Annotated in this window: 32 protein-coding genes and 2 pseudogenes; 22 read left to right on the plus strand and 12 right to left on the minus strand. The window is 53.3% G+C overall.

The features are described 5' to 3' along the window. Nucleotides 1–77: 77 nt before the first annotated feature. Nucleotides 78–273: pseudogene (locus QP891_RS11950) on the minus strand (IS256 family transposase); the annotation flags it as partial. 56 nt (nt 274–329) lie between these two features. Between QP891_RS11950 and QP891_RS02315 the strand changes: the two are divergent. After that, nucleotides 330–539 (plus strand): annotated as a pseudogene (locus QP891_RS02315) (IS256 family transposase); the annotation flags it as partial. A 491-nt stretch (nt 540–1,030) separates the two neighbouring features. Here the strand turns inward: QP891_RS02315 and QP891_RS02320 are convergent. Then, nucleotides 1,031–2,143, minus strand: a complete 1,113-nt coding sequence (locus QP891_RS02320) for a site-specific integrase (protein ID WP_284816866.1) — start codon at nt 2,141–2,143, stop codon at nt 1,031–1,033. Nucleotides 2,144–2,218: 75 nt separating this feature from the next. Further along, nucleotides 2,219–2,650, minus strand: a complete 432-nt coding sequence (locus QP891_RS02325; protein WP_284816868.1) for a hypothetical protein — start codon at nt 2,648–2,650, stop codon at nt 2,219–2,221. Nucleotides 2,651–3,482: 832 nt separating this feature from the next. Between QP891_RS02325 and QP891_RS02330 the strand changes: the two genes are divergently transcribed. After that, entirely contained in the window at nt 3,483–4,031 is a 549-nt protein-coding gene (locus tag QP891_RS02330; protein ID WP_284816871.1) for a CAP domain-containing protein, read from the plus strand. Nucleotides 4,032–4,592: 561 nt separating this feature from the next. Here the strand turns inward: QP891_RS02330 and QP891_RS02335 are convergent. From QP891_RS02335 to QP891_RS02350, 4 genes are read right to left on the minus strand one after another with little or no spacing between them, the layout of a single operon-like run. Then, nucleotides 4,593–5,012, minus strand: a complete 420-nt coding sequence (locus tag QP891_RS02335) for a hypothetical protein (RefSeq protein WP_284792209.1) — start codon at nt 5,010–5,012, stop codon at nt 4,593–4,595. A 35-nt stretch (nt 5,013–5,047) separates the two neighbouring features. Next, a complete protein-coding gene (locus QP891_RS02340) occupies nt 5,048–5,950 on the minus strand; it encodes a TM2 domain-containing protein (protein WP_284816872.1) in 903 nt (300 codons plus the stop codon). Continuing rightward, nucleotides 5,950–6,327, minus strand: coding sequence for an ImmA/IrrE family metallo-endopeptidase (locus QP891_RS02345; protein ID WP_269966455.1), 378 nt, complete (start codon nt 6,325–6,327; stop codon nt 5,950–5,952). The genes QP891_RS02340 and QP891_RS02345 overlap by 1 nt, the downstream gene beginning before the upstream one ends. Continuing rightward, nucleotides 6,320–6,850: a hypothetical protein gene (locus tag QP891_RS02350; RefSeq protein ID WP_284816875.1), complete on the minus strand. Its 531-nt coding sequence runs from the start codon at nt 6,848–6,850 to the stop codon at nt 6,320–6,322. Before QP891_RS02350 ends, QP891_RS02345 begins: the two co-directional genes overlap by 8 nt. A gap of 149 nt (nt 6,851–6,999) precedes the next feature. Between QP891_RS02350 and QP891_RS02355 the strand changes: the two genes are divergently transcribed. After that, nucleotides 7,000–7,233, plus strand: a complete 234-nt coding sequence (locus QP891_RS02355) for a helix-turn-helix domain-containing protein (protein WP_023021034.1) — start codon at nt 7,000–7,002, stop codon at nt 7,231–7,233. A gap of 63 nt (nt 7,234–7,296) precedes the next feature. Beyond that, nucleotides 7,297–8,013, plus strand: coding sequence for a Rha family transcriptional regulator (locus QP891_RS02360; RefSeq protein WP_284816877.1), 717 nt, complete (start codon nt 7,297–7,299; stop codon nt 8,011–8,013). 67 nt (nt 8,014–8,080) lie between these two features. Here the strand turns inward: QP891_RS02360 and QP891_RS02365 are convergent, their stop codons facing one another. Both QP891_RS02365 and QP891_RS02370 read right to left on the minus strand, forming a co-directional pair. Further along, nucleotides 8,081–8,665, minus strand: a complete 585-nt coding sequence (locus QP891_RS02365) for a hypothetical protein (protein ID WP_284816879.1) — start codon at nt 8,663–8,665, stop codon at nt 8,081–8,083. A 439-nt stretch (nt 8,666–9,104) separates the two neighbouring features. Continuing rightward, nucleotides 9,105–9,599, minus strand: a complete 495-nt coding sequence (locus tag QP891_RS02370) for a hypothetical protein (RefSeq protein ID WP_284816881.1) — start codon at nt 9,597–9,599, stop codon at nt 9,105–9,107. Between the two features lie 359 nt (nt 9,600–9,958). Here QP891_RS02370 and QP891_RS11840 point away from each other — a divergent pair, with 359 nt between their 5' ends. From QP891_RS11840 to QP891_RS02455, 18 genes are all read left to right on the plus strand, one after another. Then, the gene (locus tag QP891_RS11840) at nt 9,959–10,144 is read left to right on the plus strand and encodes an excisionase family DNA-binding protein (RefSeq protein WP_023021038.1); all 186 of its coding nucleotides are present in this window, start codon (nt 9,959–9,961) and stop codon (nt 10,142–10,144) included. 231 nt (nt 10,145–10,375) lie between these two features. Then, nucleotides 10,376–10,546: a hypothetical protein gene (locus QP891_RS02375; RefSeq protein WP_023021040.1), complete on the plus strand. Its 171-nt coding sequence runs from the start codon at nt 10,376–10,378 to the stop codon at nt 10,544–10,546. Nucleotides 10,547–10,843: 297 nt separating this feature from the next. After that, nucleotides 10,844–11,755 carry a YqaJ viral recombinase family protein gene (locus tag QP891_RS02380; RefSeq protein ID WP_023021042.1) on the plus strand — a complete coding sequence of 304 codons (912 nt, stop codon included), beginning with the start codon at nt 10,844–10,846 and terminating at the stop codon, nt 11,753–11,755. Continuing rightward, nucleotides 11,755–11,925: a hypothetical protein gene (locus QP891_RS02385; RefSeq protein ID WP_023021043.1), complete on the plus strand. Its 171-nt coding sequence runs from the start codon at nt 11,755–11,757 to the stop codon at nt 11,923–11,925. The genes QP891_RS02380 and QP891_RS02385 overlap by 1 nt, the downstream gene beginning before the upstream one ends. Continuing rightward, on the plus strand, nt 11,922–12,128 hold the full coding sequence (locus QP891_RS02390) for a hypothetical protein (protein ID WP_023021044.1): 207 nt from the start codon (nt 11,922–11,924) through the stop codon (nt 12,126–12,128). Before QP891_RS02385 ends, QP891_RS02390 begins: the two co-directional genes overlap by 4 nt. Further along, entirely contained in the window at nt 12,129–12,965 is an 837-nt protein-coding gene (locus QP891_RS02395) for a recombinase RecT (protein WP_023021045.1), read from the plus strand. Next, nucleotides 12,966–13,451 (plus strand): single-stranded DNA-binding protein, encoded by a 486-nt coding sequence (locus QP891_RS02400; RefSeq protein ID WP_023021046.1) that lies wholly within the window; start codon nt 12,966–12,968, stop codon nt 13,449–13,451. Then, entirely contained in the window at nt 13,452–13,658 is a 207-nt protein-coding gene (locus tag QP891_RS02405; protein ID WP_023021047.1) for a hypothetical protein, read from the plus strand. Between the two features lie 68 nt (nt 13,659–13,726). Further along, on the plus strand, nt 13,727–13,882 hold the full coding sequence (locus QP891_RS02410; RefSeq protein WP_023021048.1) for a hypothetical protein: 156 nt from the start codon (nt 13,727–13,729) through the stop codon (nt 13,880–13,882). Beyond that, nucleotides 13,863–14,738 (plus strand): hypothetical protein, encoded by an 876-nt coding sequence (locus tag QP891_RS02415; protein ID WP_023021049.1) that lies wholly within the window; start codon nt 13,863–13,865, stop codon nt 14,736–14,738. Before QP891_RS02410 ends, QP891_RS02415 begins: the two co-directional genes overlap by 20 nt. Nucleotides 14,739–14,747: 9 nt before the next feature. Next, on the plus strand, nt 14,748–15,320 hold the full coding sequence (locus tag QP891_RS02420; protein WP_284816886.1) for a hypothetical protein: 573 nt from the start codon (nt 14,748–14,750) through the stop codon (nt 15,318–15,320). Nucleotides 15,321–15,399: 79 nt separating this feature from the next. Then, a complete protein-coding gene (locus tag QP891_RS02425; RefSeq protein WP_284816888.1) occupies nt 15,400–15,774 on the plus strand; it encodes a putative PDDEXK endonuclease in 375 nt (124 codons plus the stop codon). A gap of 130 nt (nt 15,775–15,904) precedes the next feature. After that, complete coding sequence (locus tag QP891_RS02430) at nt 15,905–16,285, plus strand: hypothetical protein (RefSeq protein WP_284816890.1); 381 nt, start codon at nt 15,905–15,907, stop codon at nt 16,283–16,285. Beyond that, entirely contained in the window at nt 16,278–16,646 is a 369-nt protein-coding gene (locus QP891_RS02435; RefSeq protein ID WP_284816892.1) for a hypothetical protein, read from the plus strand. Before QP891_RS02430 ends, QP891_RS02435 begins: the two co-directional genes overlap by 8 nt. Continuing rightward, the gene (locus tag QP891_RS02440) at nt 16,643–16,888 is read left to right on the plus strand and encodes a hypothetical protein (protein WP_284816894.1); all 246 of its coding nucleotides are present in this window, start codon (nt 16,643–16,645) and stop codon (nt 16,886–16,888) included. Before QP891_RS02435 ends, QP891_RS02440 begins: the two co-directional genes overlap by 4 nt. Next, entirely contained in the window at nt 16,881–17,225 is a 345-nt protein-coding gene (locus QP891_RS02445; protein ID WP_284816896.1) for a hypothetical protein, read from the plus strand. The genes QP891_RS02440 and QP891_RS02445 overlap by 8 nt, the downstream gene beginning before the upstream one ends. Before the next feature lie 660 nt (nt 17,226–17,885). Then, nucleotides 17,886–18,104, plus strand: a complete 219-nt coding sequence (locus QP891_RS02450; protein ID WP_284816898.1) for a hypothetical protein — start codon at nt 17,886–17,888, stop codon at nt 18,102–18,104. 1,131 nt (nt 18,105–19,235) lie between these two features. Further along, nucleotides 19,236–20,327 carry a P-loop NTPase family protein gene (locus QP891_RS02455; RefSeq protein ID WP_284816900.1) on the plus strand — a complete coding sequence of 364 codons (1,092 nt, stop codon included), beginning with the start codon at nt 19,236–19,238 and terminating at the stop codon, nt 20,325–20,327. Between the two features lie 352 nt (nt 20,328–20,679). Here the strand turns inward: QP891_RS02455 and QP891_RS02460 are convergent, their stop codons facing one another. From QP891_RS02460 to QP891_RS02465, 3 genes are all read right to left on the minus strand, one after another. Further along, entirely contained in the window at nt 20,680–20,838 is a 159-nt protein-coding gene (locus QP891_RS02460) for a hypothetical protein (RefSeq protein ID WP_284816902.1), read from the minus strand. A 111-nt stretch (nt 20,839–20,949) separates the two neighbouring features. Continuing rightward, on the minus strand, nt 20,950–21,231 hold the full coding sequence (locus tag QP891_RS11845) for an HNH endonuclease (RefSeq protein WP_350338572.1): 282 nt from the start codon (nt 21,229–21,231) through the stop codon (nt 20,950–20,952). Nucleotides 21,232–21,237: 6 nt separating this feature from the next. After that, nucleotides 21,238–21,585 (minus strand): MbeD/MobD family mobilization/exclusion family protein, encoded by a 348-nt coding sequence (locus QP891_RS02465; RefSeq protein ID WP_284816904.1) that lies wholly within the window; start codon nt 21,583–21,585, stop codon nt 21,238–21,240.

Genomic DNA, 21,585 nt, shown 5'->3' on the forward strand with positions numbered 1-21,585 from the left:
GAAGCCGAGACTTCAGCTACACTGACCAAAGCAGCATAGCTAACCCCCGATGTGTCCACTTTCCGGGGGTCGGGCCCGTGCGCATCCATCTCTGCCTGTAGACCAGCGTTGATCGACACCTGTAGCAAGCCTTTGACCAGCTCGCTTGCATCATCAGCAGAAGCCGACAGCTCGCTGATCAAGCTGGCGAGCTTAAGGATTTTCCATCAGCTTCTCGCTGATCTCGTTGACCCTCGCCGGGTCATGGCTTTTCTTTGGTGACACCGTAGTCATTATCGGTGAAACTCCTTCTAGATCAGAGCCTCACACACAAACTTCCTGACCCCTCGCAGTTCACCAACGATGAATCCGCGCTGAAAACGCTGTGGTTGATGATCTGCAACATTGAAGACAAACGAGCCGCCAAAAGAGCAAAGCAAGGCGAACGAGTCTCCGCGACAGCCGGCAGACTCATGGAAGGAGCCCGAGTTTCCGGCTGGAAACAAGCCATCAACCAAATGGCCGTAGCCTACCCCGACCGCTTCGACAAATACCTATAAACCTAGCCCCACACACAAACAACTTGACACGCTCGATTGCGCTGCCACAAGCCAAGCTCAATACCAATGCGGTACACAACGCTGGTTCCTACATTAAGCCGCGTTGAAATATCTGACGGCTTCACACCCTGCTTCCATAGCGCTTCAATGCTTTCTGCAACCGAAGCAGAAGTCGACTTCTGAACACGCACAGGAAGTTGATACTCACGAGCCAGCCGATACGCAACACTCAAGCTAAGCCCCAGTTCCAACGCCGCACTACGAACACTACGACCGCCTGAAACCAAGCAACACAGCTGCTCCACCACATCCGGCGAAGGATCCCAACGACTCGACACCACAAACACCACCAATCAAGGTCAGGTGTTTCCACGATCCTTAGAATCCGGGCTTAACCCAAAAAATAAAACCCCCCTCACCAGCGTTTTTGCTGATAGAGGGGGACGTGGAAAAGCTTCCCCACCAGGACTCGAACCTAGTTAACACCCCAGCTAAACAGGACTTTTAGCTCCAATTGACGACATATTGACGACATCCGAAAACCCTTCATCCAACTTCGCAGCCACAGAATCCAACCCATCATCAAACAACTCCGCATACACCCGCAAAGTCACCGACGCATCAGCATGTCCCAACTGGCGAGACACTGCCAACACGTTCGCCCCCGCATTCACCAGCAACCCTGCAGCCACATGCCTAAGCCCATGCGGAGTCACACGCACCAACGACGGGTCCTTCACCATCGCTCGCTTCAATGCCCCGTCAAACCACGTATTATGCCCCGGTGTGCGTAACCACCCACCACGCTGGGCTGTCCACAACAACTCTTCCGAATCCAAACCAACACATCTATCAGCCAACATTCTCATCACATGCGACGCCACCGCCACCGTTCGTCGCTCGTGTGTCTTAGGCGTGCCCACCCGAATGCCGTTGCCCACCTTTGCAGCGTTGCGCACCACATGGATCCGATTCCGCTCGGGGCTCAAATCGCAAGGGCGAAGTGCGATAGCCTCACCCCACCGCAAACCCGACGTCCCCAAAAGTAAAATAAGATCTTCACGGTCGCCACACTCCGCAGCGAACAACCGCAACTGCTCTAACGTCCAATAGACCTTCACCGTCGGCACCTTTCGTGGCAGTTTCACGCCACGCGCCGGATTTTCACGAATACGCCTATCCGCTACTGCAACATCCAGCACCTGCGCCAAAACATTATGCGCGTGCCGCACCCACGACGGTGAATACTCCAACCCCGATACCCACCGCTGAACCTCGGAGGGCTTAATCGACGCCACCGCCGCTAGTCCCCACTCTGGCTTTACACATCCGCGCCACACTTGTTGATACAGTTCCCGCGTTGACGGCTTAACATGCGACAATGTGCTCAACCATGTGTTTCCAAGCTCAGTGACTGTTACGCGGCCTGAATTAGGGTTTATCCAGTCTTGTTCACGAATCGACACTGCATTTTTATCCGACCATGCTTGGGCTTCGTTCTTTGTGCGGAATCCACGCTTTGTGCGTGATTTGCCATCGGGGGAGCGGTATTGGACGCGCCAGGCTTTTCCCTTGTTGGTTTTGTAGGATTTGATAGAAGACATTGTGTTGGGGTGGGGATAGAAAAATGCTCTGGGCGTTGTAGTAACGCTCAGAGCACTGGTGGAGTTTGTTTTTAGTTAAGCGAGCTTGCCCGCGATGATGATGATTTTTTCGACAACCTTTAGTGCGTCTTGAATCTTGTCAAAGTCGATGTTCTTGATGAACTTGTCGACCTTCGCGTTGAAGTCTTCAGTCTTGCTGGAAAGTGCGTCGAGCTTGGCGTCGAATTCTTTCTTGTGCGCTTCGTGCTTTGCTTCGCGGTCTTGCTTGTTTTCTTGGTGCTTGCTGGAGAGTTCCTCGAGCTTGTTGTGGATGTCGTCCTTGTTGAGTTTGGAGGAATTGGTCTCCTGCTCTGGGGTCGTCTCTTGCTCTGGGGTGGTTTCGGTGGTGGCGATGGCGTCTGCTGGGACGGTTTCGGAGGTGATGGTGTTGTCTGCCATTGCTGGTGCGATGGCGGTGGTAGTGGTGATTGCGAGGGTGGTTAGGCCGATGGTTGCCTTACGTAGCATGGCGTCTCCTTGGGTGAATTCTTGAGGGATTTCTTTACGGGCAAAACGGTATATTAGTCCGCATTAAAGAAAAAGTCAGGTTTTTGTGTTGGAATGCACAGGGTTTGTGATGGCTTTGATTGTCCATGGTGTTAGCGGGGTGCCATTGACTGGGGTGGATGGTGTTAGTGCTCTTGCTCGACGAAGAGAAAGCTCGGGCCCCTAGTGTAGGTTTTCTAGGCGCAACTCTTACTGAGCTCTTATGTTTCTAGCGATGATGTTTGCTTTGCGGGGGGAGGGGTAACAAGGGGGTGGAGACGTCGAATCGTTACTCTTGGGAATGTCTTGGTGTGTCCCTTTGTCTGTGTAGTGTTTGCGGCTTTTTGGTTTTGCTGGTTAAAGTATTGGTGTCAGTCACGGCTTATTAGTTCTGGCTGGCAGAGGGTGCGACTCCTCCCTCTTAGCCTTTTCCATGGTGATTTCATTTATGTGGAAAGGTGTTTCGTGTGACGGTCGCTAGGCGGTATAGGCCCCTTTCATACTCCTGGTTTATACCCCTAGCGGCCTTTTCGGTGTCTGAATTGGGCCCCTAGATGTATGTGGCGTGGAAACTTTTACTTTTTGGGATGGGGGCAATTTCGGGGGTGAATGCGGCGGGTAAAAATATCCTATTGTGGCGCACATCGCTTCTTAACTAAGAAAACGCTGAAAATTCACAGATCAAACAATATTTATATGATAAGTATTATAAGAAAGCTTCTCACCGGTGGACAATGATAGGAAAGTGCCTATCCTGGGCAGTGAGGGAGAATGAAAACCATCCCCAACATTCGCTCTCTCAGAAAGGCACACAATGCTCATCCCTAAACCAGCAAAATTCGCCACACCCATCGCGGTTACATTAGCCCTCATTGCAGGGGGTATCGCAGCACCAGCACAAGCCCAAACAACATCCGCTAACCTCAGCAGCGACATCGAAACCACTAACGGCCTTTCCTCCCAGGCCTCCAGCAAAGCCAGCAGCAAAGAACCAAATGCCGTACGAGCAGAATCCATTTACATCTACACCAACGGTGTACGCATAGTCAACGGCCGTAAACCAGTACGCAGAAGCCCAGCCCTAAACCACCTCTCCCAAGACTGGGCAAACCACCTAGCCCAAGAGGGCGAACTACAACACCGCCCCAATCACTGGGAATACTACCCCTCTAGCATTCCGGCAGGCGGAGAAAACGTACTTCAAGCATGGGACGACTATTCCAACGCTCGGCTAGTTAAAATGTGGGCCGATTCGCCAGGGCACCGGAAAAACCTTCTCGACCCCGACGCAAAATCTGTAGGCATTGGAGTTGCTAAAGATAAGGACGGAAAACTTTTCGCAGTCCAAAACTTCGGACGATAAACCAAAATCAGGCTTCAGGCTTCGAAGCCGATAAAGGCGTCACCAACAACCGCGTCACATTTGCAGTAAAAGGTGACGCCTCTTTTTCTTTGTAGACATTAAGCAAAAGCTTGTACTAAACTCAGGTTCACTCGGTTTTGCTCGTTGAATCCGGGTGCCGGCAGTTCATTTTTGTGGAGTCTCCTTTGAGGGAATGAACGAAGAATGAATGATGTGGACTGCTGGTCTTTTGGAAGGTCACTAGGCTTTTTCGGGCGGCGTTTGTAGGGAACGCTGTAACCTGGTGGCCTTTCTTTTATGGCGTGAGGTGAATGCCACAGTCTCAGGCGTAGAATTATTAGATTCTTAATATTAGGGTAGGTCTTGTCAGCCAGTTGATTTGTTCTGGTTGACTTCCAGGGTTACTCATTCCCTGGTCTCCCATCGCATTTCGCCTGTGTTGTATGTGATGGGTTCTCTGGGAGAAGGCCACCAAGCTCTTATTTCATCCTTGTAGTTATGTGCCTGGTGGCCTTTTCTTCTGATTATGTGGCCTCCGTTCGTTAGGGGACCATCCTCGGGTTATTGCGCGAGGCATTCCTTGGCGGCGTTGGTGCCGTCGTACGGTCCGCCTGGGGTCTCGGGCCAGTTGAATAGCTCGGCGGTTCCAGGGTTGGCGGAAGTGATGGGGCCACTGCCGTCTTTAGGAGTGGTGAAGTCTGCGGCAAACGGTTCATCTTCACCTTCCCAGGTGATGTTCGCAGCAATGAAGTTATTGTCCTCGCCCTGGACCATGACAGCCTTGTCCACGGTGGCGTGAGCACCGTCGTCCCACTTGTCGCCACCTATGATTCGCTGCATCGTCTCATCTGGCACCGGCTGGCATTCCCAGTCTTGGCCGGCGACGTTTACAGTTTTGCTTTCTTCTTGTTGCGTATCAGCGTTGCTGCATCCTGTGAAGATGAGTGTGGAGAGTACGAGGAGGGGGAGTAGCTTTTTCATGCTGCTGTCCTTTCGTAGAGGGAATTTTTAAGGCTTTAAAACTTGATGCGTGGTTCTGCACCGGACTCAAGGGCGCGGACTCGGTTGTGCATGATGAATGCGTCTATCAGCCACCAGATTCCGAAACCTCCTGCGGTGAACAATTGGATTATGCCGATTCCGATGTTGCCGAGGTAGAAACGATGTCCGCCGAAAAGGCCTAGGAAAAGCCACAGGAACCACAGCAACGGCAGGCTGATATGAGCCGCTGGGAGGTATTGCGGCGCATAACCGCCATCGGCGTGGTAGCGGCCTTGCTGCAAATCCTGGGGGTAAGGGGAGGGCTGGGCATGCGACTCCTGCCAACCGCCGTATGGACTGGTGTGTCTTTGCTCGAGCTTTCTCTGGGCGCGGTATTCCTCAACTTCACGGCGGGTAGCTTCTGCCCGCTGCTCTACTTCCTGCTCGGTCATTCCGTGGGCTTCCACCCAGCGTGGGTCCCAGTATTCCTCAATGTAGTTGCTGAAACTCGTCCACGCTTTTCGATTTGCGGAAGTGAGCTCTACACCATCATTTTCGAGTTCGGTCTCTGCTTCCGCCATGGCGGGCATATCCAAGCGCACCGAGGCGTAGAAGTCTTTCTCCCAATCGCGGCTAGTCCATACGCGTCCGGGTACTTCGATGGTGCCGCCGGCGTCGTGGACAGCACAGGCAAGCTGCCACCAATAGTCCATGTCCTCCTCTGGCAGCCAGCCCAAAGTATTGATTGATTCGCGGACGATGATCGCTTTGTCCATGCCGTAGTAATCAGTAACTGGCAGTAGCTCAAGGTCGAGTTCAATCTCTTCCCCTGGGGCCGCTGAATTGTCTTCGGCCAGTTCACGAAGGTTGGAAAAGAATAAGCCTTCGCGGTCGACTTCTTGGGTGTAATCTTCGCCAAGAATTTTTAGGAGGGTCATTAGGCTACTTGTCTTTCGTGTAGGGTTTGCCAGGTTTTTAGGACTTTGACTGTGACGCCTAGTTCGTGGGCTAGGACGTTGGGGTGTGGTCCGTAGATTGCCTCTGTGGTGGCGTAGTCGGTGGAGTTGATGAGGAGTCGGGCGGCGAACCTGTCGGCGCGTATTTCGTGGGCGCCGTGGTGGCCGGGAGGGTCACCGTAGTGTGCGTGGCCTAGCTCGTGGGCCAAGGAACACAGTGTGGTGGCATCGTCCATGCCTAGGCGGAGGGTGATGATGTTGCATCTGGGTATCCATGCTGCTTTCGGCCCGCCACGGTGCCACCTCACCCGATACCCGCGCCGCTGCGCCACATCAATGAGGGCATCAGTGTTAATCAATCAAATCTTCACCTCGTTTCTCTCGTTCTTCTTGCTCGTTGGGTGACGAGTCGGCTGCGTACTCGTCGGGGGAGTAGTCAAACTCGCGGACAATGCCGTCATCGTCATCTGGTAGTGAAGCAGACGAGTCCGACACGGGGGCACCCGCACGACGAGCGGCCAGGTCATCGCGATAACCACGGGGGTCGGATACCTCCTTCCAGAGTCGTCCTTTCTCCTCGTGCCCAAGGGAGTCCTGTGCTAACTGGTAAATCAGCTGTTGGGGTGAGGCCGTGGCTAGAAGGGTGCCGTCACTGTCTAGGAAGTCAAAGATTTCCTGCCCTTCCAGTTTCCCTAATTCATTTAGGGCAGTTACCGGGTTGAGGTGTAGGGCGCGTGCCAGCTGAATTATCTCATCGCTGGTTAATCCTTCGTCGAGTCGAGAACGTGCAGTATTGCGGGATACCTCTAGGTGCTTTGCGATTTCCACGACGGTGATTTTGCGGTCTGCCATTGAGCTAAACCAGTCTTTTTCTTTATCCATACCAAACACAGTAGTGCACAAATATGTGTGCAGCAAATGGCCCATATGCTGGGCAATTTAAATTATGTGCACAAGACCTTGCATGACAAGTTTGTAATTCTCCCAAAAGCGCACTAAGCTCTGTGCATGTACTCGAGAGGAGGAGAAAAGTGCCCAAGGTTTTAATCAGTTTGGATGAAGTAGACCGAGTCCGACGAATCAACCACATCACCTCAAACGCCGAACTTGCAGACAAAATCGGCGTTCACCGCAACACGCTTCGCAAATACCTAAAAAGCAGGGAGTTGGACAACGAAGTTATCAACGGTCTAGTCCGACTCGGTGCAAAAGCCTCGAAGATTCTAGTCGTTGTTGACGGAGCTGAACTCGCAGCAGCGGCCTAAAAGAAAAAGGCCCGGTGCCAGAACACCGAGCCAAGACGATCACTCAATAAGGAGTTTAACACAATGGACAATCAACTGGTTCATGCCAACAATGACGGAACCCTAACTACCACTTCGGAGATTATTGCCGGCGGTGTCGGTATTCAGCATAAGAACGTTCTGGAAACGATTCGTAAGAACCAAGCAGACTTCGAGGAGTTTGGAAGGGTCGCGTTTGAAACGCGGACCCGTCAAACCGCAGGCGGAGCACAAAAGACCAACATCGCGGTTCTGAATCGTGAGCAGGCAATGTTCGCCATGACCCTGTTCCGCAATACGCCGGTGGTGGTTGACTTCAAGAAGAATCTCATTAAGGCCTTCGTAGCTATGGAAAACCAACTGGTGCAGGCTGAGCACCAGTTGAATGCTTTGATGCGTGAGTCGCAGATGCGGATGGAGTTGTGTCAGGCGGCGAAGGGTCTTATCCACCCGGACCATTTGGAGGCGAAGGCGCGGATTGTTTTGGCGCGTGGTTTGGGTGAGGTGCCGGAGTTGGACCCGGAGACTCGGCCCTTGTACACGGCGGATTTTTTGAAGTCGAAGAACCTGTCCAACAAGAAGATGAAGTCGGTGGCCCCGATGTTCGGTAAGCGCATGAAGGCACTGTACACGCTGGAAAAGGGACGCGAACCGGAAAAGTATGACCTTACCCTGCCTAACGGTCAGGTGCGCCAGGTTAACGGCTATACCGAAGCCGACCGGGAGCTGATGCAGCAGGTGTGGGATGAGTACTACGCCTAGCGCATATGTAAAAGCCACGTGTGTGGGCGGTATTGGTCGAATGCGTTTAGAGGAGTGTTGTTGATGTTTACCAGTCTATGGTCTTGGCTGCGGGGCCGTGGGGCCAGCCGGGGAAGTTCTGTTGGTCGGTTGGGGAATTATGAATTGCCTTCCACTTTCCGAGTGGCGAGTGCCGGCGCCGATGGAGGTGTTCGAATGGACGCCATCGCCATTGTTGAGCCTCTTGAGCCAGGTTCATCCGGAGTGCTTGATACCGAATCTTGTTTTTCAGAATGGCAGGATGTGGAGTCTGCCATGCGACATGTAGGTGTACTTTATCCAGGTCGCTACACGGTATTTTTAGAACCTTCGGGCCGAATTTTTCTCCAGGCTGAAGCTGAGTCTCGGGGTAGAGGTCCCAGTGTTCGCCATTGTCCCAGAGGAGGGACATCTTGACTCCGTAGAGGGGTTGGAAGCCCTGGTAGTGGAGTTGTATTTCGATTTCGTCAATGGGCTCTTTCATTCCTGAGGCGATGGTGGGGGTTCCGTAGTTGCTGAAGCCCATTGCTATTTGGTGTGCGCCGTCGTATTGGCGGGCGTGTTGGAATTGTTTGATTCCTAGTAGTAGTGCGGCAAGTCCGGTTATTGCGCTTATGGGTGCGGTTATTGCCATGAGTTTATTTTAGCCCGTCTAGCAGGCGGGGGAGTGCAAGCCTCCCCGCGGGCACGGGGACCAGCATGTCCCAAATTTTCGTCAAAGTGACTTAACCCCCAAGGGTTAGGCCTGGGCGGAAAACGTTGTATAGAGAACTGAAAAGTGGATTGTCCTGATAGAAGATACCGGGCCAAGAACCACGTGACGTGTCCGTGAAGCATTGGCCAAGCCGACAGGCAGGAACCCCGCCGTAAGCGGGAGGGAACCACCAAGGACGTAAAACACTAGGCCGTGGATGAGCTACTCCCCGGGTGCAAGTCCTGGGCGCGGCACTGGCCTCACACACCGTGAGGCGGATAGTTGATTGTGGAGGGGAGGTGTTTCGGTATGGTTGCTCCGATTATTATTTCGGCGTGTGCCTTGATTTCTGCGGGGTGCGCTATCTATGTCAACCACATCAACCGGCACTAGCGATTACTGCTTTTTGTTGCTGTTTACTGTCGCTGTCTGTCCAGCGTAGGATGTATTTTCCCTGGAAGCCAAGGAGTACTTCGATGACGTCTCCGTGGTCGAGGGCGGCGGCGGTTTCAGCGCTCATGGTGGCTGCTTGGTCGTCTCTGGTTGGGTTGATGCTGACGTTGGTGATGGTTTCGCCGGTTTCGTTGGCGATGGCGTAGTTCTTTTTGCTCTCGTGGTGGAGGGTGACGTTTCGTCGGTTGGCTGCGGCGAGTTTCTGCGTATAGGCGGAGATTGTTGCTTGTGCTTCGGCGATTTTTCGTTGTTCTTCTGCGGCTTGTTCGGCGCTGCGGGCGGCTCGGTCGGAGCTTTCTGCGGCTTCGGCTTGTGCAGTCTTTGCTGATTTGCGTGATTTTGATGCGTCTATTGCTTGCCAGAGTGCGATGCCGGCGGAGACTGCGGCGATGAGTGTGGAGATTATTTCGAGCGCGTTCATGCTTTCACATTTTATCTGGCCTCTTCAGGTGGCCTGAAGGGGCGTGCTAGCGCAGAGTAGTAACTATTCACATTTTTCTTGTACCTACTACAGGGGCTAAAGAAATTTGTGCTTACAAAAGACCACTGGGGTGCAACTCCCCGGCTGCGCACTAGGGGTTGTCAACGGCGGATTGGACACTGACCGCTTCAAGGGCAGTATCCCAGGATTTGGCGGTTTCAGCACTTGCCGCTGCTGCGCTCTGCTGCACCTGCATCCCCGTTTATTTTTCGGAAGTTTTCATGGTGAAGGCCCCTGCGTGAACTGAGAAGTGCAGGGGCCTTACCCGTGATTCAACCTCTTTTTTCAGAAAGGGCGTTATGGATTGTATCAGTAAATGGTTTACCGCGAAGGAGTCTGCTGAGTATATGGGTATGCATCTGGAGACGGTGTATCGATTTTTGCAGCGTAAGGAATTGCGTTCGGTGAAGACTGGGCGCACGTACCGCGTCAAGCCTGAGTGGTGCGATGCTTTTTTGATGGGGGAGAACCAATGGGCTTTATAAAACGCATGTTCCAACGAACTAATCGAACTTTTGTAATGATTTGGAGGTAGATGATGCGTCAGATTACGGCTTCTGAGGCGAAGGCTTATATGAGGGATGTTGAGGCTCGGTTGAAGACGATTTACAACCTTGCTCATCTTCCTGAGAAGACTCGTCGTCAAATTCTCACGCTTGCTAGTGGTGCCAATAGTGTGACCGGCCAGATTTCTGCTTATGAGAGGAGGTTTTGTCATGTGCGTAAGTAATCGCTCGGAGCGCCGCGAGCCGACGTATAAGGAGTTGGCGTATTGGCAGGATGTTGCCGCTAAGCGGGTGCGCCTGTGTTGGGCTACTGGCGTGTTTGGCGGCATGGTTGGATTTGTTTTCCATTGGGTTATTTCGGTGCCGCCAGTATGGATGTAGGAATTACGTTAGAACAGGCATACCAGAAGTTTCACCCTGTCCTCTATAAGGGGGAGTGGGTGGTGAACCTTGGGGATGCGCCGCGTAGGTATCAGACGTTGAGGGCAGCGAGGGAGTATATCAAGCGCTGCTATGAGCAGCGGGACCGCCGCCTTTACGCGAACTGCCTACTTGAGGGTGAGGACATTCCTGGTATGGGGGTTGGGTTCCGGTTCTGTGAGCGCCATGCGAGGAATGCGAAGAAAATTCTGCGTGAGTCGAATAAGGGCACCACGAGTTTTAAGAGGAAGAACTAAATTGAGGACATTCAAACCAGAGAATAATGATGAATGGTTCGAGTTCCGCCGCCAGCACCTCACCTCAACGGAGCTAAGGGACCTGCATTTAAGCAGGACTGCTAGACAGTGGCAGGAACTGCGCGAGCAGAAAGAAACAGGGAAGCGGTGGGGCGGTAATGACTACACGGTTTGGGGCACTGCCCGCGAACCCGTGCTGGCGCCGCTTGTGGCGGAGGTTGATTCGCGTCTTGTGTACAACGCGGACCCGCAAACCATCATCATCAACAAAGATGATGAGCGCCTGTGTGGCACCCCAGACCTTTTCAGTGAGGACGGGGAGGTCATTGGTGAGATTAAAACCGCTAAACACCAATTCACTGGTGGGTATTGGCATGATTGGTGCCCCGACGGGTACTACCTGCAGGTGCAGGCAAACATGTGGCATGCGGGCGCCGAGGCGTGCGTGCTGCTGGTGGAGTACTACCAGGAGCAGGACGGGGAGTTCACCCCGGACGGGTACGAGTATCAGGTAATCCACTATGACCCCAAGGTGGTGGAGGACATGCAACGCACCGCCGCGCAATGGTTCGCCTGGCTGGAAGGCACCACCCCGGATTGGATGGGTGAGGTCACCAGCCTAGAAGACGCCGACGAGGTAGAAGACCTCGTAGCGCAACTAGCAGACGCGGAAGAAAAATCCGCCAGCTGGTCTGACCTAGCCAAGACCTACAAGAAAGACCTTTTGAAACTACTCGGTGATTCCTACGCGGGTACGCACGCCGGCTACAAGGTGAGTGTTTCCACCACCAAGGATTCTAAGACTTTCGACAGTAAGGCGTTTAAGACCGTCCACCCAGACCTCTACGCCGAGTTCAACACCAAAACCCGCCGAGGCTCCACACGCCTCCGCCTAACAAAGGTCGTGAACTAATGAGCATCTACACCACAGAACCAAGCAAGGGAGCAAAGAACCGCGCCCTAAACAGAGCACAATGCGAAGCCTTCGACTGGATGCGCGACCACGGAGACACGTTCCCAGAAATGCGTGACCTCTACCAGCAAATCCACGACCAAGCAGACAAGGAGCGCCAGAAACTATGACTCCTATTCCGAGTGATATGCCGCGGCGACGACTCGAAGTCGCGCGCACCGTGACAGAAGCAAACTATGCGGCGCTGACTGCTTTTGCCGACCAGGCGCATTACCTCATGGAGTGCTTCACCGCCCGCGGCCATGATGAGGAAACCGCCCTCGCACTCACAGAAATCACCCTCGACCGATTCGACGATGAAAGGAACATCTAAATGAGTAATGAAATCGCTAAGTTCAACGAGCAGGAAATGACACTCATTGAGCAGCTAGGGTACAAGCAAATTCCAGCCAATCACCTGAAAATGTTCTTCGCCCGCGCCGAAGCGTTGGGCCTGAACCCTCAAGACCCGTCGCAAATCGCGCTCATTGAGCGCAAGACGAAGAACGGTAAGACCTACACCCTCCAAGTCGGTATCGGCGGAGCACGTCGAACAGCTCGACGTATCGCTAAGCAGGAGGGCGGCACCTACCGCGAAGGCGACTGGCTGTATAAGGGAATCGACCATTCCACAGGGCAGGAGACAGAATGGCGCGACACGTGGAACGTGGCCCGCATGGGGTATCCGGAGTTCGCCAAGGTCATTGTGTACCGAGACGGTGAACCATTCCCGCATGTCGTTACTTGGGATGAGTCCAAGCAAACTTGGGGCCGAGAAGGAAACCTAACGCCAATGTGGGATGCGAAGCCAACCTTCATGCTGGGAAAGAACGCAGCCGCTGGCGCCTTCCGAAAGGCGTTCCCCGATGAACTAGGGGATGTGTACTTCGATTCCGAGAGCTTTGTGGATACGTCGGAACCCATTCGGCAAAAGGCTACTCGTCAGGATGTGGCGCAGCAGGCCCTGTCGGCACCGGCGCCGAAGAAGAAGCAAGAACCGGAACCGGAAGATGACCAGTTCGTGCGGGATGTAAAAGCCGCCCTCGCAGAGCTGACTAGTGCTGAGGCAGTCACCGACTTCATGAACGAAATCCGCGAAGAAAGTGATGTGCCCCAAAAAGTAATCAACCTTGGCCGCGACCGCTGGAACGAACTGCAGGAGAACAAATAAATGATTGACCTCATTACACTCACCGGCGGACTCCCACGCGACGCAGAACTACGATTCACCCCGCAGGGCGCCGCGGTGGCTAACTTCACCCTCGCTAGCTCAGACAATAGGTTTGACCAGGAGCAGAACCAGTGGGTAAAGACTCGCAACATGTACCTAGATGTAACCATCTGGAACGAGCAAGGCAATAAGCAGAATCCCACCCCGTGGGCTGAGATGGCCGCTGATTTGAAAAAGGGTGACCAGGTAGCCGTCACAGGCAAGCTCGTAACCCGCTCGTGGGAAACCAAGGACGGTGAAAAGCGCAGCAAGATAGAGTTCAACGCGATGCGCTACTACACGCTCCCCGCCGCGCCGCAGCAGCAGCCCAGCCAGGCGCAGCAGTCGTGGGATAACGCCGCGCAGAATGGACAAACCGCTGCTAGCGGGGCGTGGTCGACCCCGCCGGCACAATCGGGACAGCAGAATCAGGAGCCACCATTTTAAATGGGGAATGTAAAGATTCAAGCCGCCGAACTTCCCGAATACAAGGGCAAAAGGGTGGTTCTTTTCCCCTCTACCTTTGACCCAGAGAAGATTGCCGACCGCATCACCTACGCCGCCGAATACGACGGCACAGTTCACGGGGTCACCAGAGACGGACGCTTCACTCTCAAAGCAACCTCCACCGTCCTCGTCGACCCCACCACATAACCCCGTTTTGTTCAGGACCTCAATAGTCCACAGGCGGGGTCTATTTCTAACCCCAACGGACTTTATCCATGACTGACCCTGACCACCGTGCCCGCCAGGACATGCGCGCCTACTTGGAATCCCAAGACGTGTACTGCGCTAGGCCGGACTTCCTCGATGCATTAATCCAGTTATTCCAATCCATAGAAAAGGAGGTACAAGACGATGACTTGGTTCAAGGTTGACGATGGCTTCTACGACCATCCGAAGTTTCTTGACGTGCCTAACGCTGCTATCGGTTTGTGGACTAAATCGGGCGCATGGTGCGGCAAACATCTAACCGACGGAGTCATCCCGGCAAGCCAAGTCAAACGATTTAAAGGCACGAAATCTCAAATAAATGCGCTCGTTTCTGCGGGCATTTGGGTTGAAGGTAGGTCCGAAAACGGTGCGAAAGTGTTCCGCTTTCACGACTGGAATGGGTGGCAACCCAGTCGCGAACAGAAGCTAAAAGAGCGCGAAGAAGCCGCCGAAAGGCAACGCAAATCGCGCTACCGAAAACGCCAAGAGCAGGGAGAACGCGAAAATGTCACGCGTGACTCACATGTGACAGGTCAACGTGACATCGCTGTGAGTCACAGAACGGTGTCACACCGCCCCGACCCGACCCGACCCGGCCCGACCACAGAACCTAAAGGTTCTGTAGTAGAGACCACCACCGCAAAAGCGGATGGTGGCCCCAGCCCAGACACAACCACCAAACCCAAAAAGAATCACCCCCTCCCCAGAGGCTGGGAACCAAAACCGGAGACCGTCAACAAAATCCGCACAGAACGACCAGACCTCGACCTCGCCACCGAACACGAGAACTTCTGCGACTACTGGCACTCCATCACTGGAGCCAAGGCACGGAAAGCCGACTGGGACGCAACATGGCGAGTCTGGATGCGCCGACAAAAACAAAACACCACCGGCCAGCCTCAAAAATCCAAATCCCAGCGCTACATCGAACTAGGCGAACGCATGGCACGCGAACTCGAAGCCCAAGAAGCACAAAAACCACAACCCACCGGAACGAAACAACTCGAACCGCCCTTCTAGGAGACACCCATGCCACAAGCCGAAAACATGCGACTCGCATCCCAAATCATCGCCTACGGCTCCGCAGCAGCCCCCAACAAATTCCCCAAAGACGACCCCATCGTCCTCAACGTCTGGGCAGACGTCCTAGAAACCATCAACGTCCCCGAAGACGTATGGCCCGAAGCCATCCGTTACTGGGCGGCCACCACCCAAACCGACACCATGGCCGGCCCCTGGGACATCATCCACGCGGCAAAGCAGGTCATCAAGCAGTGGGAACGCGACGAATCAAAGAAATACATCCTCGAAGCCCACAGGTGGAAACACCGCGTAGCCCGCGCCAAACGCAACTACGGCGACCAGTTCACCCTCGACAAAGTCATCCCACCGCCACACTGGTCCGGCATTGATGAAACCCAAGACCCCGAAGGCCACGACGTGGTGGAAATAGCCCGCGCAGGGTGGCGTAAAGCGCAAGAACAGGCTCCGGAAGTGGAGATGCAGCCGGGGGAGTTCTTTGCTCGTTTGAAGCGCAGCATCAACAAAAACCGCCTACCCGCACCAGGCGAAAACACACAACCACCCCAAAACACCCCCTAGAAGCCCCACAGCGCGGCAAGCAGGACACCCGCGGGCAATCAGTCCAGAAACTCAAACCAACGCTTTAGAAAGGACACAAATGGCACGAAACAGAAACAGCGCCAAACAAGCAGGCGCCAGATTCGAACGCCAAATCGCCGACTACCTACGAGACAACCTCGACGACCGCATAGACAGAAAAGTCAAAACCGGGGCAGCCGACAAAGGCGACATTGCCAACGTCCGCGACTCACACAACCGCCGAATCGTCATCGAAACAAAGGATTATGGCGGCAAACTCAACCTCCCCCAATGGACCAAAGAAGCCCACACCGAAGCCGAAAATGATGACGCTCACGTAGGGCTGGTAATCGCCAAGCGAAGAGGAACAACCGACCCCGGAAAACAATGGGTCGCCATGGACTTAAACGACCTAATCCGACTACTCACCCCACCCCAAGGAGACACCCAATGATTTACCCCTGGCCCTTTGATGACACCAATGAACCCAACCCAGACGAACTGGAAGAACAAGAAGACGACTCCTGGAAAGACCGCGCCTACGACCTCTGGGCAGACAAATAAACACCAACAAGGAGAAAGCAATGACCAACCCTTTCGACTGCATCGCTAACGACACCGCCCGCTATTTCACTCACCAGGGCATCAACTGCATGACACAGATGGGGCCGTTCACTATCAACGGCTACATCGAACTGCCAGAAAACCACCCGTGGCTTGATTTTCCCGACATGATCGAGGTGCACCCGGACATCGAAGTGCACGGCGGAATCACCTACCACGAGGGCCGCGTAATCGGCTTCGACACCAATCATCTCGGAGACGGTCACCACCCCGAAGCTCCACTTGCCAATATGGGAGCGCCTGTCTTTCGCGGGGGAAACCTCCACACCTGGACATGGGCAGAAGTCGAAGAAGAAACCCGCAAACTAGCAGACCAAGCAAAGGACACACACCATGACTAACCCAACACGAGCACAAATACTCAACGCGTACGAAGCGCTAGAGGAACTAAAGAACGTAGCGCTGAGCGCAGCCGACTTCACCAGCGACACAGTGCTTTACACGCGATGGAAGAAACAGATCCTTGCAGCCCTCCCACCCAAGCCACACCCCACCATGGCCGAAGTCGAATGGGACGACGACAAGCACTACCTCGCAGAAGCAGAACACCCTGCCTGGGGAAAGGCAGTCATGCTTTCTCCAAATGGCGGCTACATTAGGTGCATACGGCCCTCAAATGCAGGGGTCACCATCACGGGACTACTTAGGAAACTCCTCACCCCGACTGGTAAGCGCTACACACTCACAGAGGTGCAGGAATGAGCATTAATCACGACCACCTTCACCGCATCGTCACGGAAATGGAGCAGGGCGTAGCCGCCACAACCAAATACACCTGGCTAGACCTCGCACAAGAAATCCTACGGATGCGTGGGGAGCTAACGAGCCTCCAAGAAGAAGCACGCTCCGCCGCAAAAATCCACACACCCGGCCCAAACGTACAGCGGGTATTCAACGCCCTAGACACCACCATCCACCAAATCCTAGGAGACCACGATGAGTAACCAACACCAGGTCGCTCGATTAATTCACGAATGGCAGCAGCGACACAAAAACCGATTTGACCTCGATCCGGAGTGGTATGCGCAAAGCATAGCAATCGAACTGGACAACGAAGGACTACTAGCACCAGACCTGCCCCAACTGTTCTTTGAGGACGGCCACTGCCCCCAATGGGAAATCCCCATCAACGACCAGGGCGGCGGTGTAGCCACAGTTCGCTGTCTAATCGGCGAGGTGTTCATCGAACGACACGGCCACGGGTTCATCACCAGCCCCGCCGAAGCCAAACAACTCGCAGCAGCCCTACTCGCAGCCGCAAACCACCAGGAGGAAGCATGACCCCAGAAGAAGCCCGCATGTGACTCGGAGACGGGCACAAACCCCAACCCCCGAAGTCTCCACCCAAGGAGCCAACCAACAAAAAGGCCCCAGCGAACCATTCCCCATCTGGACCCTCTCAGACGACGCACACTTCACCGAACTACTCAACGAATACTGCACAGACGCCGCCAGATACATCCCCCCTCACCGGCGACATCTACACCCACGGATTCCAACGCAACGGCACACGCATGTGCCACTGGATAGCCTGGAACGCCGGCCCCATAAGCCAACTCGACGTAGCCCCCCTCATGCTCGACGAACTCAAACACCAAATACGAGAACTCGACCACAAACTACGCCGCACACGACCACCAGAACCAATAGGAGAGCCGCAAGAAGTGTGGCTCACCGCAAAAACTCTCACCTACAAGTTGAGACAACAGGGGTACCAGATCACACCCGAACTACTTAGGAAATGGGCAGAAAGAGAAAAAATTCGAAAAGGACAATCAACCAAAGGCACTAACCGGTATTTGCTAAATGACGTGCAGAGATTGCTTTACAAAAAGGCGGGAACGAAGCAATATCGAGAAACGCAACCATGACCCGCTGGTGCTCAATGTCCGTGCCGCATACTATATTCAGACATACTTGAAGCAGAGGAGGTCCTAAAATATGTCACTTACAATCAGGCGTCATACACCGGAAGATTTATACCGCCGCCACGACGAGCTTTCGAAACAGCTTACTAGTGCATATTCCTCAGTTGAAGGCGCTCCGATCAGCCTCCGGGATCTTCGTGACTTGGCTTCAATGGGTTGCCTTTCGACGGAAGAACGTGAGCTTTATGACGAACTTCGTCGCGTAGAAATGATGCTCGACATTGACGAGTAGCTCAGTCACGCAACGGGAATTCAGCGACAAATCAGCACAAGATTTCGCTTCCGAGGTGCTTGCAATATTGATGGCAGCACTGCCGCTGCGGGAATCACAACTCAAGAAACGTCTTGACGTAAATGACCAGTCTGGTGTTTACGTCATTTCGTTTCAGGCACCGCTGCATTACGGTCGGGGGACCTCAAGCATTGAAGAATGCGAATGTATCAGTCCCTGTGATCTGTATGCCCTAGCTGTTACTTATAAGCTGCAAAGTGACCGAAGTGGACAGTACCTGACCGTTAGACACAGTGATTACTCAATCCGTGTCCATACACAATCTGCAATCAAATTTGAATACGAGCGAGACAAGGAGCGGGTTCCAGCTGCCCATATTCATTTTTCGGGCATTGGAGGTCTTCTTAGCCCAGCCCTAATGAAAAATGGAAGGACTAGTAAAACCGATAAAAGGAAAGATGGAGACATAAGTCCGCTCCATGTACCGGTAGGAGGCCATCGATTCCGGCCATCTCTCGAAGAATTTCTGTATTTCGTAATTCAGGAATGCGGGTTTCGAGGAAAAAACGGTTGGGAGGTAGCGCTGAAACATTCTCGAGAAAAGTGGTTTGACATCCAACTCCAGGCATCTGTTCGAGATAACCCCGCCGTCGCGATGGATGCTTTAAAACGCTTAGGATTCAAAGTGACCCCACCAGAAACTGGGTGCCCTCCTTCACGGCGGCATGACAGCTGGTAACTGTCACGCACTGCGCTATAATCGACGCGACGACAACTTATACCCTCAACACACGTCGGAGTATTTGTTGACTTAAGGATTAAGAGCTCCTGCCTCGTGGTGCGTTACGAGCAGGTGACCGAGACAGACTCATAGCTCGCTTCAACTTCTTCAGGGCCTGGTGGGCTAAGCAGATCTTCAAATCTAAAATGCGATGAATGAGCAAGGCATGATTCTAGCCCAAAAATAAAAGGCCTTGGAAGACACCAAGGCCAACAAACAAACGCACAAAACGCTTAGTATCAGTATCTAACCCGAACCCATTATGCTGCTCCGCATACTGAGCAATATTTCCAGGGAAGATAGCGGTATAAAAAGCCGCCAACGCAACACCAAATAAAAACAACCCTCAAATGAGCATGAAAACCCTAACCATCCCCCTCAACACGCCCCACCTAGACGCACTCCGCGACGAAATCAACAACGGCGCACTAATCCTGCTAAGTACTCTCGCAATAACAGCACTACTAGCAGCAATCACACGACAGGTTTACTTTTTCACTCGGTATCGAGACCCAGCAGTGCGCCGCCTAGCAAAACACAAAGCAACAGTTGAATTCAAAGCAAACGTGAAAATTAAAGAAATCAGCCCACAAGGCTGGATGAAAATAGCACCAGGCGACAGAGAATGGTGGAAGCTACTAACCCGAACCAAACAACTCGACAACATCCTCAAAATCCCAACCAGAATCAAAATCGCAGACCAACGCGTACAAATATCAAAGAAACTCCCAAACTCAGCAGCAATCCCCGGAAAAATCACCTACGACCAAAACAAAGACATCCTCACAATTGGACGCAACACCCAAACAGGAGAGAAAACCCACCTACAACTCAGAAAAGCCTCCAACATCCTGGTCGCCGGCCTACCAGGAAACGGAAAAACCGCCCTCCTCAAAGGCATCATGAACGCCGTAAGACCAGACGCACATGTAACCTACTTCCACGGCGCAATTGAAACCGAACAAGCTATCACCGATGCCTTAGAGGCACTCGAAAACTTAAAACAACAACGCCTAAAAGACGGCATCGACTACTGGAACGGAAAAACCAAACACCGACGACTAGAAATCTTCATCCTCGACGAAAGCCAACAATACTTTAAAGCAAAAAACACAAAAAACACGGCAACCCCACCCCCAGATGCAAAAGCCACAAAAACCGCAAACATCATGAAAAACTGCCACCAAGCAGGAATCATTGTCACAATTGCCACCGCCGACATCACACCAACCGCCATACCCGCCCCGATACGAAACCAAACCAACACCAAAATATGCACCAACGTGCACACCATAGACCAAGCCCAACTCATACTCGGACGAAAACCAACAAAAACCGACCCCAAAACCATAAAACTTCCTCCCGGAAGAATGATAATCAGTGATAGCAACCAAAACTGGGAACAATTCGACATCTACAATTCAGAAAAACCTTTAGAATAGACAACCACGGAAGATAACGAGGCAACTCACTCAAACCTCTAAACCACCCCTAGAGATGACGATAAACCACTCGAATTCGAAGATTCTATTCTCTGTTCAAACAACTGGACGCTAAAGCGGCCTCCAGGAGTACTTCATACGTATTCCCAATCGAAATCAAGTTCGTTATAGCGACTGTAAAGTCGGCGAGAAGACGTCAACACACTGGGAACAGGCCACTCTCGAGACCCGTACGTACCCTAAACGCCTTGGTCGCCCGTGGGTTGGGGAGTTGTGGGGGCGGGGGTTGCCCCTGGGTGGGGGTATGGGTAAACCCCCGAGATGTGTTCTCGGGGGTTGTTTGGCTTGTGTTTTAGAAGCCGGTGATGTTGCGGTTGAACTCGTTGAGTGCGTCTGGGATGAGGTATGGCAGCTTGCGGAAGAATAGGCTTGCCTGTTCGAGGGCGTCCCAGCCGTTGGAGATGGCTGCGTGTGCTGCTTCTTGTGCGTTGGTTACGAGGTCTGCAATCATTTGTTTTCCTTTCGTGTGTGGAAATGGTTGCGTACTGGTTTTGTACGCGGATTCTACCGTAGTTGATGTGTGGGGTGGTGCAAGGTTAGTGGGGGTGGTTGTGGGGTTTGGTTAGTTGGTGAGTCCTGGGTGTGGTTGTTGTGGGAGGTGGAGGAGCTTTTTCTTTTTTGCCTTTCCGGTGCGGGTTTCTTGGGTGGTTTTGTTGGTGTGGCATTGGTGGCAAAGTACGCGGAGGTTTTCTAGGTTGTGTGTTCCGCCTTGGCTTATTGGGGTGATGTGGTCTACTTCGTGTCCTGGTTTGCCGCATTGTTGGCAGGTGTGGTTGTCGCGGTTGCGGACATATTGGCGTAAGTGGTGTGGGGTTCCTGGGTGGTGTGGGTTTTTGTTGCTCATGGTGGTTTAGAGGTCGGGTTTGATTGCTGTTGGTGCTGGGTGGTGGGGGATTTCTTCTGGGTGTGCTTGTCGCCATTCGGTGATGTGGCTGAGTGCGGAGTTGTACTTGTGGCTGAGTGTGTTGACGCGGCCGCGGAGCGTGTCCACTTGGTCTTGGAGGTTGTTGACTCGGTCGGTGAGTTGATGGGTTTCTTGCTGGATAGTGTCGACGAACGCTTTCCATTCGGGGTAGCGGGTTTGTTCGTGGGTTTGTCGTTCTTTTGAATGTGCGTTGATGGTGGCGGTTATCCAGGAGGCTATGCCGGTGATGGTGCTGGTAGTGCCTGTGGCGATGATGGTTGTTAGTGGTGTCAT

This window comes from Corynebacterium sp. MSK310 (assembly GCF_030227355.1).
Classification (GTDB): Bacteria; Actinomycetota; Actinomycetes; order Mycobacteriales; family Mycobacteriaceae; genus Corynebacterium; species Corynebacterium rhinophilum.

Coding starts and splice junctions, on each gene's coding strand:
- QP891_RS02375 (WP_023021040.1), top strand. CDS start 10,376: ATGTGCGTAAGTAATCGCTCGGAGCGCCGCGAGCCGACGTATAAGGAG.
- QP891_RS02425 (WP_284816888.1), top strand. CDS start 15,400: ATGGCACGAAACAGAAACAGCGCCAAACAAGCAGGCGCCAGATTCGAA.
- QP891_RS02370 (WP_284816881.1), bottom strand. CDS start 9,599: ATGAACGCGCTCGAAATAATCTCCACACTCATCGCCGCAGTCTCCGCC.
- QP891_RS02415 (WP_023021049.1), top strand. CDS start 13,863: ATGACTTGGTTCAAGGTTGACGATGGCTTCTACGACCATCCGAAGTTT.
- QP891_RS02445 (WP_284816896.1), top strand. CDS start 16,881: ATGAGTAACCAACACCAGGTCGCTCGATTAATTCACGAATGGCAGCAG.
- QP891_RS02450 (WP_284816898.1), top strand. CDS start 17,886: ATGTCACTTACAATCAGGCGTCATACACCGGAAGATTTATACCGCCGC.
- QP891_RS02360 (WP_284816877.1), top strand. CDS start 7,297: ATGGACAATCAACTGGTTCATGCCAACAATGACGGAACCCTAACTACC.
- QP891_RS02410 (WP_023021048.1), top strand. CDS start 13,727: ATGACTGACCCTGACCACCGTGCCCGCCAGGACATGCGCGCCTACTTG.
- QP891_RS02390 (WP_023021044.1), top strand. CDS start 11,922: ATGACTCCTATTCCGAGTGATATGCCGCGGCGACGACTCGAAGTCGCG.
- QP891_RS02405 (WP_023021047.1), top strand. CDS start 13,452: ATGGGGAATGTAAAGATTCAAGCCGCCGAACTTCCCGAATACAAGGGC.
- QP891_RS02385 (WP_023021043.1), top strand. CDS start 11,755: ATGAGCATCTACACCACAGAACCAAGCAAGGGAGCAAAGAACCGCGCC.
- QP891_RS02365 (WP_284816879.1), bottom strand. CDS start 8,665: ATGGCAATAACCGCACCCATAAGCGCAATAACCGGACTTGCCGCACTA.
- QP891_RS02350 (WP_284816875.1), bottom strand. CDS start 6,850: ATGGATAAAGAAAAAGACTGGTTTAGCTCAATGGCAGACCGCAAAATC.
- QP891_RS02460 (WP_284816902.1), bottom strand. CDS start 20,838: ATGATTGCAGACCTCGTAACCAACGCACAAGAAGCAGCACACGCAGCC.
- QP891_RS02320 (WP_284816866.1), bottom strand. CDS start 2,143: ATGTCTTCTATCAAATCCTACAAAACCAACAAGGGAAAAGCCTGGCGC.
- QP891_RS02335 (WP_284792209.1), bottom strand. CDS start 5,012: ATGAAAAAGCTACTCCCCCTCCTCGTACTCTCCACACTCATCTTCACA.
- QP891_RS02330 (WP_284816871.1), top strand. CDS start 3,483: ATGCTCATCCCTAAACCAGCAAAATTCGCCACACCCATCGCGGTTACA.
- QP891_RS02465 (WP_284816904.1), bottom strand. CDS start 21,585: ATGACACCACTAACAACCATCATCGCCACAGGCACTACCAGCACCATC.
- QP891_RS02395 (WP_023021045.1), top strand. CDS start 12,129: ATGAGTAATGAAATCGCTAAGTTCAACGAGCAGGAAATGACACTCATT.
- QP891_RS11845 (WP_350338572.1), bottom strand. CDS start 21,231: ATGAGCAACAAAAACCCACACCACCCAGGAACCCCACACCACTTACGC.
- QP891_RS02400 (WP_023021046.1), top strand. CDS start 12,966: ATGATTGACCTCATTACACTCACCGGCGGACTCCCACGCGACGCAGAA.
- QP891_RS02325 (WP_284816868.1), bottom strand. CDS start 2,650: ATGCTACGTAAGGCAACCATCGGCCTAACCACCCTCGCAATCACCACT.
- QP891_RS02455 (WP_284816900.1), top strand. CDS start 19,236: ATGAGCATGAAAACCCTAACCATCCCCCTCAACACGCCCCACCTAGAC.
- QP891_RS02435 (WP_284816892.1), top strand. CDS start 16,278: ATGACTAACCCAACACGAGCACAAATACTCAACGCGTACGAAGCGCTA.
- QP891_RS02440 (WP_284816894.1), top strand. CDS start 16,643: ATGAGCATTAATCACGACCACCTTCACCGCATCGTCACGGAAATGGAG.
- QP891_RS11840 (WP_023021038.1), top strand. CDS start 9,959: ATGGATTGTATCAGTAAATGGTTTACCGCGAAGGAGTCTGCTGAGTAT.
- QP891_RS02430 (WP_284816890.1), top strand. CDS start 15,905: ATGACCAACCCTTTCGACTGCATCGCTAACGACACCGCCCGCTATTTC.
- QP891_RS02420 (WP_284816886.1), top strand. CDS start 14,748: ATGCCACAAGCCGAAAACATGCGACTCGCATCCCAAATCATCGCCTAC.
- QP891_RS02340 (WP_284816872.1), bottom strand. CDS start 5,950: ATGACCCTCCTAAAAATTCTTGGCGAAGATTACACCCAAGAAGTCGAC.